At 61.5% G+C, this 12,327-nt stretch carries 13 protein-coding genes and 1 tRNA gene; 8 read left to right on the top strand and 6 right to left on the bottom strand.

Translation table 11 applies throughout. From position 1 onward, the window contains the following. The coding region (locus WA904_RS20170) for a glutamine--tRNA ligase/YqeY domain fusion protein (protein ID WP_425198914.1) at positions 1-1,602 on the top strand (1,602 nt) is incomplete at its 5' end. A gap of 77 nt (positions 1,603-1,679) precedes the next feature. Here the strand turns inward: WA904_RS20170 and WA904_RS20165 are convergent. Then, positions 1,680-2,699, bottom strand: a complete 1,020-nt coding sequence (locus WA904_RS20165) for a hypothetical protein (RefSeq protein WP_425198913.1) — start codon at positions 2,697-2,699, stop codon at positions 1,680-1,682. 213 nt (positions 2,700-2,912) lie between these two features. Between WA904_RS20165 and WA904_RS20160 the strand changes: the two genes are divergently transcribed. From WA904_RS20160 to WA904_RS20145, 4 genes are all read left to right on the top strand, one after another. Then, entirely contained in the window at positions 2,913-3,734 is an 822-nt protein-coding gene (locus WA904_RS20160; protein WP_425198912.1) for an SAM-dependent methyltransferase, read from the top strand. A gap of 158 nt (positions 3,735-3,892) precedes the next feature. Further along, complete coding sequence (locus tag WA904_RS20155) at positions 3,893-4,114, top strand: hypothetical protein (protein WP_425198911.1); 222 nt, start codon at positions 3,893-3,895, stop codon at positions 4,112-4,114. A gap of 8 nt (positions 4,115-4,122) precedes the next feature. Then, positions 4,123-5,004: a peptidoglycan DD-metalloendopeptidase family protein gene (locus tag WA904_RS20150; protein WP_425198910.1), complete on the top strand. Its 882-nt coding sequence runs from the start codon at positions 4,123-4,125 to the stop codon at positions 5,002-5,004. A gap of 252 nt (positions 5,005-5,256) precedes the next feature. Then, positions 5,257-5,781, top strand: a complete 525-nt coding sequence (locus WA904_RS20145; protein WP_425198909.1) for a hypothetical protein — start codon at positions 5,257-5,259, stop codon at positions 5,779-5,781. Positions 5,782-5,890: 109 nt separating this feature from the next. Here the strand turns inward: WA904_RS20145 and WA904_RS20140 are convergent, their stop codons facing one another. From WA904_RS20140 to WA904_RS20130, 3 genes are all read right to left on the bottom strand, one after another. Then, positions 5,891-6,241 (bottom strand): ArsR/SmtB family transcription factor, encoded by a 351-nt coding sequence (locus WA904_RS20140; RefSeq protein WP_425198908.1) that lies wholly within the window; start codon positions 6,239-6,241, stop codon positions 5,891-5,893. Beyond that, positions 6,225-6,686: an SRPBCC family protein gene (locus tag WA904_RS20135; RefSeq protein ID WP_425198907.1), complete on the bottom strand. Its 462-nt coding sequence runs from the start codon at positions 6,684-6,686 to the stop codon at positions 6,225-6,227. Before WA904_RS20135 ends, WA904_RS20140 begins: the two co-directional genes overlap by 17 nt. 107 nt (positions 6,687-6,793) lie before the next feature. Continuing rightward, the gene (locus WA904_RS20130; RefSeq protein WP_425198906.1) at positions 6,794-9,040 is read right to left on the bottom strand and encodes a PAS domain-containing sensor histidine kinase; all 2,247 of its coding nucleotides are present in this window, start codon (positions 9,038-9,040) and stop codon (positions 6,794-6,796) included. A 341-nt stretch (positions 9,041-9,381) separates the two neighbouring features. Here WA904_RS20130 and WA904_RS20125 point away from each other — a divergent pair. Next, a tRNA-Ala gene (locus WA904_RS20125) sits at positions 9,382-9,457 on the top strand. Positions 9,458-9,547: 90 nt separating this feature from the next. Further along, positions 9,548-10,165, top strand: coding sequence for a pseudouridine synthase (locus WA904_RS20120; protein WP_425198905.1), 618 nt, complete (start codon positions 9,548-9,550; stop codon positions 10,163-10,165). On the opposite strand, the gene WA904_RS20115 is transcribed toward WA904_RS20120, so the two are convergent. Further along, positions 10,158-10,730, bottom strand: a complete 573-nt coding sequence (locus WA904_RS20115; protein WP_425198904.1) for a DUF2242 domain-containing protein — start codon at positions 10,728-10,730, stop codon at positions 10,158-10,160. The genes WA904_RS20120 and WA904_RS20115 overlap by 8 nt on opposite strands. Before the next feature lie 225 nt (positions 10,731-10,955). Between WA904_RS20115 and WA904_RS20110 the strand changes: the two genes are divergently transcribed. Further along, positions 10,956-11,612 carry a GDSL-type esterase/lipase family protein gene (locus WA904_RS20110; protein ID WP_425198903.1) on the top strand — a complete coding sequence of 219 codons (657 nt, stop codon included), beginning with the start codon at positions 10,956-10,958 and terminating at the stop codon, positions 11,610-11,612. Between the two features lie 98 nt (positions 11,613-11,710). On the opposite strand, the gene WA904_RS20105 is transcribed toward WA904_RS20110, so the two are convergent. Beyond that, positions 11,711-12,325 carry a hypothetical protein gene (locus WA904_RS20105; RefSeq protein WP_425198902.1) on the bottom strand — a complete coding sequence of 205 codons (615 nt, stop codon included), beginning with the start codon at positions 12,323-12,325 and terminating at the stop codon, positions 11,711-11,713. Between the last annotated feature and the right edge of the window lie 2 nt (positions 12,326-12,327).

Raw genomic sequence — 12,327 nt, 5'->3', positions numbered from 1 at the left:
TACCTGCACATCGGCCACGCCAAAAGCATTTGCCTCAATTTCGGCCTGGCGCGCGACTACGGCGGCATCTGCCACCTTCGTTTTGACGACACCAACCCTGAAAAAGAAGACACCGAATACGTCAACGCCATCATCGACACCGTGAAATGGCTGGGTTACAACTGGGAAAACAAGGGCCCCAGCGGCAAGGAAAACAACCTTTACCAGGCCAGCGACTACTTTGACTTCATGTACCGCGCGGCCGAATACCTGATCGAGTCCGGCAACGCCTATGTGGACGAGCAGACCGCCGACGAAATGCGCCACAACCGCGGCGACTTCGGCCACCCTGGCGTCAACAGCCCCTTCCGCAGCCGCACGCCGGCCGAAAACCTGGCGCGTTTTCGCGAAATGCGCGACCACCGGCACGCCGACGGCGCCATGGTGCTGCGCGCAAAGATCGACATGGCCTCGCCCAACATCAACCTGCGCGACCCGGCCATCTACCGCATCCGCCGCGCCACCCATCACAACACCGGCGACAAATGGTGCATCTACCCGATGTACACCTTTGCCCACCCGATTGAAGACGCGCTCGAGCAGATCACCCACAGCTTCTGCACGCTGGAGTTTGAAGACCAGCGCCCGTTTTACGACTGGCTGCTCGACCGCCTCGCCGAAGGCGGCCTGATTGCCACGCCGCACCCGCGCCAGTATGAATTTGCCCGGCTCAACGTCACCTATGTGCTGACCAGCAAACGCAAGCTGGCGCAATTGGTGTACGACCACAAGGTCTCCGGCTGGGACGACCCCCGCATGCCCACCATCGTCGGCCTGCGCCGCCGCGGCTACACGCCGGAGGCCTTGCACCTGTTTGCCGAGCGCATAGGCGTCACCAAAAGCGACAGCTGGATTGACTACAGCACGCTCGAAGGCGCGCTGCGCGACACGCTGGACCCGATTGCCCCGCGCGCCATGGCCGTGCTCGACCCCGTCAAGCTGGTACTCACCAACTGGGACGAAGTCATGGGCGCCGGCAAGCTGGACGAATGCAGCGCCCCCGTGCACCCGCACCACCCCGAGCAGGGCAAGCGCAGCTTCAAGATTGGCAAGGAGGTGTGGATTGAACGCACCGACTACGAAGAAACGCCCCCCAAAGGTTTCTTCCGTTTGTTCCCGGGCAACAAGGTGCGCCTGAAATACGGCCACGTCATCGAATGCACAGGCGCCACCAAAGACGCGAACGGCAAAGTCACTGAAGTGCTCGCCACACTGATCCCCGACACCAAGAGCGGCACGCCCGGCTCGGACTCGGTCAAGGTCAAGGGCGTCATCACCTGGGTCGGCGTCAACGACGCCGTGCAGGCCGAGGTGCGGCTGTATGACCGGCTGTTTGTCGAGGCGCACCCTGAAGGCGAAGGCAAGGACTTTCTGGAGAACCTGAACCCGAACAGCCTGACGGTGGTGACGGCTTATGTGGAGCCTTCACTGGCGAAGGTTGAAGCTGGGCAACGCTTCCAGTTTGAGCGGCATGGGTACTTTGTCACTGACTTGAAGGATCACGCTGCGGGTAAAGCAGTATTCAACCGGGTCACCGGTATGAAAGACTCTTGGGGTAAGTAATAACAAATGAATGCTGAGACCCGTAGCACGTAATAGCCCATGAAAGAAAACAGCGATTCTTCCTTTTTCTCTGAGGCTCAGCTCGTTTTTAGCTTCGTCGAATTTCTAAAAAGAACCAACAAAAATCGATACAAATGCATAGTTGAATACGAAGGCGGCTTTGGAAGACCAGATGTTCTTCTATACGACCAGCTTAGGGAGAAACCCCGTGACGTGGACGCCCTAGCAAAAATCAATCCGCGTTTAGCTCCATTGCTGTCTATCCCGGCATCCCGTGCGGTCGCTTCATTAGCCGATCTAGCCGCCATCTCAGGCCTTTCCTCCCATACTTTCGGCATCTGGCTTCTTATTTCCTTCGCTTGGTCAAACTGCACCCAATTCAACAAGCCCGGCAGATAGATTCGCGCTTTTGGACCGCGACGGTCTTCTGTGGTAACCAAAAACTTATCGATAGAAAATATTCGAGTATTTTCAAAACTGCCCATAGTTACACCGATGTCACCCTGAGCGGTAGATAACATTGCCTCTGTATTTTGATGACCCCAAGTGAGATCCAATCCAATCCCGCTCATCTCTTGCCCCAATCGATGACAGGCGACAAGGAATTTTCTATCCCGAATTTGCTTTGTGTCTCTGGGTGCGGAGTAAATGAGATACAGCTCCACGACATTTGGGTAGCTGGTTATCCAAGTAAGAAGTTTTGTTCGAAAGGTCTCATCCTCAATCATTGAGGAGGTGACTGCCAAGCTTATACATACCTCTTCTTCTGGAGAAATTAAATCCATAAAGGCGTCGACGCAAAAGGCTTTTTGACGGTCAATGTAGTTCCCGTACATCTGATCAATAAATCGCGTCGGTACCGTAATTCTTCTAAACTTCACGCCAGCGTCCGATACCACTTTGACAACAACTCTTCCCCATTTGCACCAATCATGAAGAAACTCTGATTCCGGAAGTACGTCTGAGGGAATCAGTGCGTCGTCAAAGTGGGCGAAATACACCACCCGTTGCCCAGACTCCTTGGCAACGCTATCAATTACTAAGCTCGGAAAGCAGGCGAGTAGATCTGCTCGCAATCGCGCTGAATCAGATGGCATATGCAACTCTCCCTAGTGAGAAGCAGTCTATAAGCGAACCCATTCAACTGCAACGAAATGTTTCCATCCTAGGGTTTCCGATCTCCTTCAAACTAACTACTCTTTTTACTGGTCTGGCGGTTATCGGAGGAGATGTGACATGTCGACCGAACAATATCCATGCAACCAAGTAGCCCAACAATGCTGAATCACTCTCGCTTTCAAACACTGTCCATGCCATCACTGCTGGCCGCTGCCGCCCTCTGCGCGTCAACCGCCGCCCACGCCCAACCCCTCGAAGAAGTCCCTTTCATCACCTCCCCCGACAACGTCACGCTCGAGATGTTGACTGCCGCAGGTGTGAAGCGCGGCGACCACGTGATTGACCTCGGCTCTGGCGACGGGCGTATCGTGATCCTGGCGGCCAAGCGCTTTGAGGCCACCGGCCTGGGTGTGGAAATTGACCCGACCCTCGTGAAGAGAAGCCAGGTCAATGCACGCAACGCCGGCGTGGCAGACAAGGTGGAATTTCGGGTTGAAGACCTGTTCAAGACCGACCTGACGTCGGCCACCGTGGTCACGATGTATTTGCTGCAGGAAGTGAACCTGCAGTTGCGTCCTTCCCTCCTCGCACTCAAACCGGGCACACGCATTGTTTCGCATGACTGGGACATGGGTGACTGGGCACCTGACCGCACAAGCGTTGTGCCTGTGCCTAACAAGGCAGTGGGGCGCGAGAAGTCGAGCAAGGTGCACTTGTGGACGGTGCCCGCGCGGGTGGAAGGGCTGTGGTGCGCGGCCGGCCTGCTACGCGGCGCCAGCATCAAGCTGACGCAGAAGTACCAGGCCTTTGAGGGCACGCTGGCCTGGCGCGAGCGCACGCGTGAACTGGCCGGCACGATCAGCGGCACCGAACTGCGCACACCTGCGGGCAGACACGGTGAACTGGTGCTGCAAGCCAGTGACGACGCTTTGCGCATCACCTCGGCACAGGGCAACATGGCGCTGGCACAAGGGCAGACCTTCACGCGTGCAGCGGGGGCCGCCTGCGGCTGAGTTGCGCGTCACTTCCATTTCAACGCGCTCTCAAAAGCCGCCAGAAAAAAGCCCCCGGAAGTCAAAACGCGCTTTTTGCTGACATGCGGCGGCGAAGGGTTCATGCTTAATGGGCCAAGCAGCCGAACACGGCCGTTCAAACCACCAAGGAGATTGCCATGCCCCGATTCGCCACAGTTACAGGTGACGTGACCTTCACACCGGGTGACGGTGTACCGATTGAAATCCCCCGGGGGCGTGTGGAAGTCGGGCTGGAGCCTGACAGTGCCACCTTGAGCTGGGACGCGGGTGACGGCGTGGCCGCGGTGGCGGCCATTCCCATCACCCAGTTTGATGACTATCTGCGCGACGGCAAGATCACCTGGGAAGCCGACAAATAATCAGCCACATGCCCGCCGGCCTCATTCCCCCCGCCTCCCTTCTGACCCGCCGCTCGGCCCTGCTGGGTGGCCTGGGCTTGCTGGCCCTTCCAGTTGCCGGCCAGGCGGCCACGCCGGCACCCTCCGGCGTCTGGCCGAAAGCCCTGCAGGTGCCGGGCGGCATTGCCCGGCTGTCGCTGGGCCCTTCGACCGTGCGGCCGGTGGCGCGTCAGGGCCACGTGCCTTTGCTGGTGTTGGGTGATGTGGTCGGGTGGACGGCACTGGTGGGCATTCCCCTGTCGGCGGAGCCCGGCGAGGCCGCCATCACCGTGCAGGCGCCTGAAGGCGGCGAGCGGCAACTGGCCTACCTCATCGAGGCCAAACGCTACAGCGAGCAGCGCCTGACGGTGGCGCCGCGCACGGTGGACCTGTCGCCTGAAGACCAGGCGCGTTACGAAGGCGAGCGTGCGCACCTGGAAACCGTGATGGCCACTTTCAGCGAGCCCTGGCCGCACCTGCCGTCGCTGCGCATGCAGGTGCCGGTGCCGGGGCGGCGCTCCAGCTCTTTCGGGCTGCGGCGCGTGTTCAACGGGCAGGCACGCAACCCGCACAGCGGCATGGACATCGCGGCCGGCACGGGCACGAAGGTAGCGGCACCGCTGCCGGGCCGGGTGATCGACACGGGCGACTATTTCTTCAATGGCCAGACGGTCTGGCTCGACCACGGTGGCGGGCTGCTGAGCATGTACTGCCACCTGAGCGCCATCGATGCCCAAACAGGCGACGTGCTGAAAACCGGCGAACGCCTGGGCGCGGTAGGCGCCACCGGCCGCGTGACCGGCCCGCACCTGCACTGGGGCGTGATGCTGAACCGCGCGATGGTGGACCCGGCGCTGTTTCTGGCGGCCTGAGGCGGGCAAACAGGCCGGCGGTGGCCGCAAAACAGGGCCGCGGCGGGGCTGTTCAGCTGCAGAAAGTTACAGGCAAAAAGTGCCTCTAGCCCAATAGACACGGGCGCAAGCAGCTCCTGAAACCATAGCGCCTCAGGCACCCGCAGGTGGATGACCGAATTGGACACCTCCCCCTAGCCTTTTAGGTCGCAAACACTAGTGGAAACCCTGATGATCAGACACATCACTGAACTCCCACACCAAGGAAACACCATGACCGCCAAAAACCTCTCCACCGTTGCCAGCGAGCTGATCGAGTCTTACGGCAACACCGCCAAAAACATGATTGACGCCTACCGCGCCGGCGGCGAGCGTGTGGTCAGCGTGCTTGAGGAGCGCTGGAACAGTGCACTGAAAGCGTCGCGCTCGGAGCTGACAGCAGAAACCGCCAAGAACGCAACAGCCGCCCAGCTGGCCTTCAGCGCCTATTACAGCAAGGGCTTGAGCCTGACCACCAGCGGTGCCCAGCAAGTGGTGAGCCAGCTGGTGAAAGTGCTGGAAACCGGTGTGGACCGCGCCGCTGCCAATGCCGCCCTGTTCGAAGAAAAAACCGGTGTGAACACGCTGACGGCGCTGGCCCAGGCCACCGCACCCGGCGCGCTGGTGCTGAGCAAGCTGGCAGCACAGGTCGAGCAGAAAACCGCTGAACTCGCCAGCAAGATCGCCGGCGACGACGTCACGACCGTCAAGGCCAAGCGCAGCTCGGCATTCAGCCAGCGGCGCGCCAAAGCGGCCTGAGCGCACTTTTTACAAGGAAAAGTCGGCGCCAGCCCTTATCTGGCGCGCACTGCCAGCTATCAAACAGATAGCAACTTTGTGACGCAAGGCCGGCTGTCCAGCCCGGGCCTCAGCCCTCCAGGGTCCGCTTCAAGCGGCCCAGCGCGTCGTCCCACTGCTGGGCGATCAATGCCAGCGCGCGCCGTGCCTCGTCCAGCTGAGACGGTTCGAACTGCCACAGGCGTTCGCGCCCCACCTTGACGTCGCGCACCAGGCCCGCATCGGCCAGCACCTGCAGGTGCCGGGTGACCGCCTGGCGCGTGACGTCGGTGGTGGCGGTGAGCTGCGCAATCGACACGGCGCCGCCGACGCACAGCACAGCCACCAGGCGCAGGCGCGTCTCGTCGCCGAGTGCCGCAAACACAGAGGCCATGCCGAGCCGGGGTGCCGCGGACGGAGCCGCGTCAGCGCGCGGTGACATGTTTCTCGATGTTCTTCATCTGTCCTTCCCAGCCGCCGCTGTTCATGCGGAAGGCCTCGGCGCGGCGCCCGGCCGGGATCTTGTCAAAACCGGACTCGACGACGCTGAGCAGCGTGCCGTCGCTGGCCTCTTTCAGCTCAAACACCACCAGGGTGGTTGGCTCTTTCGAATAGTCGATGGCGGGGTCAACAGCGTAGGGGTGCCAGCTGAAGGAAAACAGCTTTTGCGGCTCCATGCGTTCGACCAGCACGTCAAACACCACATGTTCGTAGCCGGCGATGGTGATGTTGCCCTGCACACGCTGGCCGGTCACAAAGCTTTTGCCCTTGAGCGCCACGCCGAACCAGTTGCCAAACTCCTCGGCGCTGGACAGGGCCTGCCAGACACGCGAAAGCGGTGCCTGGATCAAAACACTTCTTTCAATACGGTCGGTGGATGAAGTCATATGCAATCTCCTTGTTGCATTTATTGTTCACACACCAGGAAATTCATGCAACTATTTTATTGCATGAATTTGTATCTTCTTTTTCCGAATACCCGCAGGCGGCAACGTCAGATCGCCCATTCCGCCTGCCGGCTCAAGGTGAAATAGAAGGTCGCCCCTTCGTTGACCTTGCTTTCAGCCCAGACCCGGCCGCCATGCCGCTCGATGATGCGCTTCACCGTGGCCAGGCCAATGCCGGTACCGGCAAAATCGCCGGGGGAGTGCAGGCGCTCGAATGTGCCGAACAGCTTGTGGGTGAAGGCCATGTCAAATCCGGCCCCGTTGTCCCTGACAAAAAAGAAGGGCACGCCATCGCTACCCAGCCCGTTGCCCATTTCAATGCAGGCCTGCGGTTTTTTGGCGGTGAATTTCCAGGCGTTGGCCAGCAGGTTTTGCAGCACGGCCAAAAGCAGGCGCGGATCGCCGTGCGCACCCATGCCGTCCTGAATCAAGACCTGCACCTGGCGCTGCGGCTCCCGCTCGCGGTGGTCGCGTTCGATCAGGCGGGCCAGGGCCGACAGGTCCACAGGTTCTGACTTGAGCTGCTCGCGGGACATGTGGGCCAGGGTCAGCAGGCCCTCGATCAGCTCGCCCATCTGCTCGACGCCGGCCCCGATGCGGGCGAGGTAATGCTTGCCCTTGTCGCTGATGTTCTCTGCATCGATTTTCGCCAGCAACTTGCTGAAGCCGTGGATGGTGTTCAAAGGCGAGCGCAGGTCGTGCGAGACGGAATAGGCAAAAGACTCAAGCTCCTTGTTCGCCGTGGCCAGCTGGGTGGTACGCAGCAGCACCCGCTTTTCAAGTTCACCGTTGAGGCTGAGAATTTCCTGCTGCTGTTGCTTGCGCTCGGTGATGTCGCGTTCCACCCCCACCCAATGGGTGAACCGGCCGGACTCGCCGGCGATGGGTGCAATATCGATTTCCAGCCAGAGCTCTTTGCCGGCCTTGGTGTACATGACCAGTTCCGTGCGCACGGTTTGCCACTTTTCCATGGCGGCGCGAATACGGTCCAGTTCCACCTGCTGGGTGTGGGGTCCCCAGAACATCCCGGGCGTGCTTCCGATGACCTCCTCCCGGCTGTAGCCGGTCTGGCGCTCGAAGGCATCGTTCACAAAAACAATGCGCGGCCCCGACTCATCGACGGGTGCGACCTCCGTGATCACCACCATGTCGTTCAGGCGGGAGACCGCTTTCTCCAGCAGGTGCAGCTGCGCCTGTTCCGCGCGCCTCTGGGTGATGTCCTGGAAATAAACGGCGAGCCCCGCTTCCGTGGGGTAGGCGCGAATCTCGAACCAGAGATCGAGCGGCGGATAAAAAGTCTCGAAGTGCGTGGTGCGTTTTTCCTGCACGGCCGTGCGGTATTCGCGTTCCATGGGCGAGCCCAACGTTTCAGGGAACTCCTCCCAGATATTTTTCCCCAGCACGTCTTCGCGGCGGCGCCGGAGCATGCGCTCTGCCGGGCCGTTCACAAAGGTGAGCCTCCATTCCCTGTCGACCAGACAGAAGCCGTCAGTGATGCTTTCCAGCGTAGTGCGAAGCTGTGCTTCCAGCGCCAGCGTGTGCGCTTCGGCTTCCTTCTGTTCCGTGATGTCCTGGAAGGCACCCTGAAGGCGGATAATCTTTCCTTCCGCGTCGCGCACCGCCTCGCCGACCGAGCGCACCCAGATGCGCCTGCCCTTGGCCGTGCGTTTGGGAAGCACAAATTCGTAAGGCGTGCCGTGCTGCGCGCAAGCGTCCACCAGGCGCTGGACGGCGGGCCGATCTTCGGAAAAAAAGTAGCTGATGCCTTCTTCCAGCGTTGGCCTGTAGCCCGGCGGCAGATCGTGGATCAGGCAGTTCTCGTCAGACCAGGTCAGCACGCGCTCGGGCAGTTCAATCGTCCAGCCGCCGAGGTGCGCGACCCGGCTGGCAATGCTGGTCATGGCGAAGTCTTTTTCCAGATGCTCCGCCGTCTGTTTCAGCTCGTCGATATCGGTCAGGGTGCCCAGCCATTGCGTAACCTGGCCCGCCGCGTCGCGCTGCGGAAGGGCACGGCCCAGCATCCACCGGTACATGCCGTCGGTCCGGCGCAGCCGGTATTCGGTTTCGAAGAGTTCGCAGCGGGTGCACGCCTGCTCCCAGGCCCTGGAGGCGCGCAAGCTGTCGTCGGGATGAATGGCACTGCGCCAGCCATGGCCCAGGCTGTCTTCCATGCACAAGCCCGAATAGTCGAACCACCGCTGGTTGAACCAGGTATGGCCGCCATCGGCTTGCGCGATACAGACAATCTGGGGCAGCGCGTCTGTGAGCAGGCGAAGCTGTTGTGCTTCGTTCATGCGCCGGCCCTCACCAGGGAGTTTGCCTGCGCCGCGCCTGGCAGCCTGGCCGGCCCGGACAAAGCAACCCGCGGATAGCTAGCTTGCATAAATCGCTCTTTCTTTTCATGACCCGCCTTCAATGCAGCGAGACCATGCCCTCATGAAATGCCCGGAAGTTCAAACTGCTGCCGTGCTGCGACACCTGAACCCAGTTTAGCGCCTGGTGCCGTCAAGCGCGGCATTTTGCCCGGCTTCGCACCCGGCTTCTGCGAAATGGCATCCAAATCACCCAGTGCCGGCTGGTTCCCCGGAAACCCGCTGGATAACCCGAACGCATGTGGCTAGAATTGTGAGTCTGTGGGGGGGTAGCTCAGCTGGGAGAGCGCCGCGTTCGCAATGCGGAGGTCGGGAGTTCGATCCTCCTCCTCTCCACCATTTCCCTGTCATGCGGCGGGTTCGCCTGTGCAGTTATTCGTCCTGCTTTTTCGGAACTGCCGAAAATCCCGGCCGACACCAAAGGCATGTTTGCCGCCCTACAACTTTCCTCCTCCTTTCTCTTCGCGCCTGATCTGTTTTAACAAGCCTTACGGCGTACTGAGCCAGTTCACCCCCGAAGGTCGCTGGCGTGGGCTCAGGGAATTCATCACCCTGCCGGACTTCTATGCGGCCGGCCGGCTCGATGCGGACAGTGAAGGCCTGCTGCTGCTGACCAATGACGGGCAGTTGCAGGCGCGCATTGCCGACCCGCGCTTCAAGATGGAGAAAAGCTACTGGGCCCAGGTGGAAGGTGTGCCCGGCGAGGCAGCGCTGCAGGCCCTGCGCCAGGGCGTGCTGCTCAAGGACGGCCTCACGCGCCCGGCCCGGGCCCGGCTGATGGAACCACCGCCAGGCCTGTGGGAGCGGGAGCCACCGATTCGGGTCCGCCAGGCCAGGCCCACCGCCTGGCTGGAGCTGGTGATTCGCGAAGGGCGCAACCGGCAGGTGCGGCGCATGACGGCGGCGGTGGGCTTTCCCACCCTGCGCCTGATTCGCGCAGCCATCGGCCTCTGCCGCCTGGACACGCTGGCGCCGGGAGTCTGGCGCGAAGGTGATCCGCTTGCCATGGACGCGCCATCCGGTGACCCGTCAACACCGCCTACTTAGGTTCAAGGGGCGGCGCATCAGGCGCGTCCGGTGCATCACCCAAGGTCAGGTAACGCCTGACCAGGTCGAAGAAGCGATCGTAAAAAGCATCGGACGTGATGGTCTGGCTGCCTACCTTGACCATGGCGTCATTGCTCGAGCTGAAGGGCAGCGAGACAGAACCGATGGCGCCCACGCCGAGGCTGGCGGAGTTGTTGCTCTTCTTGATGGTGTAGCTGTCCTGTAGCGCGGTGACAAACGCCAGGCTGACCTGCCCGTCAATACTTTCCGACGCACACACCACCCGGATCGCCATTTGCAGATGGGCTTCGGGTTCGGGCTGGAAGCTTTTCTGGCCTTCCACCAGATCTTCCGCGGCCCTGTTGATGATGTAGCCCTGACTCAGCAGCGCGCGGCGTGCGGCTTCGCATGTTTTGGCGGCAGGAGCGTCAAACATCCGCGAATAGGTGGCGGTCGAGCCGAATTGCTCCTGCAGCGGGTACTGTTTGAGCGGCGCTGCACAGCCCGCCAGCAAAACCGGCAGGCCGCAGCAGGCCATCAGGCAATAGCGGGATCGCGAAAGCATCCAGGACAGCTTCACAGCCGGGCACTCCTTTTCAAGCATAAAAATCTGGTTGCAACGGCCCTGTATGGAGCCGGGGGAAACACCGTCGAACCCTGCGGGGTTCAGCAAAAATCAGCGTACCACAGCGACCGGCGGAGCGACTCCAGAGACAGGCGGCAATTGATACAAACCGTGCAGCGCCCGCCATCCCTTAAAGTTGCGTCGTCATTCACAGCCCGACGCATCATGAACTTTCCTCCCCATCCGCTTCGCCGCCGCCTCGTGCTTGCCAGCCTCGGCTCTGCGCTGCTGCTGGCCGCGGCCTGCTCCAGAACGGCCAAACCCACCGCACAGACCCTGCCCAAAGAAGCCACCGTGCTCTGCCTTGGTGATTCACTGACCTTTGGCCTGGGCGCGGCAGCGGGAAGCAGCTATCCGCAGGTGCTGGAGCAACTCACGGGCCACGTGGTGCAGAACGCCGGCATCAACGGCGACACCACGGCGGGTGCGCTGGCCCGGCTGCCCGGGCTGCTGCAGGGCAATGCGCCGGGGCTGGTGCTGGTATCGATAGGCGGCAATGATTTCCTGCGCAACATGCCGGTGGAGGGCACACGAAGCGCGCTGAAACAGATCGTGCAGATGGCGTCTGCCAACACGCAGACAGTGCTGATCGCCCAGCCCCGTCCGGTGCTGATGGCGCTGGCCACCGGCTCGCTGAAAGACCATGAGCTCTACGCCGAAGTCGCCGCAGAGACCGGCGTTCCGCTGTTTTCTGATGGCTGGTCCTACGTCTTGTCGCGGCCCGAGCTGCGCTCGGACCAGGTGCATGCCAACACCGAGGGCTACCGGGTCTTTGCCGAACGCCTGGCCGGGTGGCTGCGCGAGAAGAAATACATCGCCTGAGCCCGAGGCAAGGCGACCCGATGCGCTGGACATCTCCTCAAACAAAAAGCCAGGCACGCAGCCTGGCTTTTTTCTGAGACGGCAAGCGCTGGTCCGGCTTATCCGCGGCCGTTACGGCGGTCGTTGCGCATCATGCGCTCAACATCGTCACGCAGCGCGAGCAGTTCGCTGCGCAGCTGGCGCCGCTCCCGCTGGCTGACCATGCCGTCGGACCTGAACGCGATCTCGTGGCGTTCGATCTCACGCTCCCGGTCGCGCAGCCTGCGAGCCTCGCGGTGGGTGATGTGGCCAGAACGGATGCCTTGGTCAATGCGCTGGCCGATCTGGTATTCCATCCGGTCGATGCCGTAGGCGTTTCCACCATGAGCGGGCTGCGCAACATAGTTGCGGTTGGCCATCATGCGCTCGACCTCGGCGTCCAGCGCGGCCACGTCGTTGCGCAATTGCTGGCGCTCTTGCGGGTTCACATGGCCGTTGGCCTTGAACTGGGCCTCACGCATGGCAATCTCGTGGTCGCGCCGGTAGAGCACCTGGGCCTCGGAGGGCGTGATGTGACCCGATGCCAGCCCCTGCTGGATACGGGCGCCAATGGCCTGCTGCGTCTGGTCAATGCCCGGGGTGCCGGTGCCATGTTGTGCCATGACCGGGGCGAAGCCCAGGCCGGCGAACAGGGCCGATGCCAACAAGGAAGTGGTTAACAGTTTCGATGTCATGA

The organism is Polaromonas sp., assembly GCF_049790275.1.
GTDB lineage: Bacteria > Pseudomonadota > Gammaproteobacteria > Burkholderiales > Burkholderiaceae_C > Polaromonas.
This window is presented reverse-complemented; position numbering and strand designations above follow the sequence as displayed.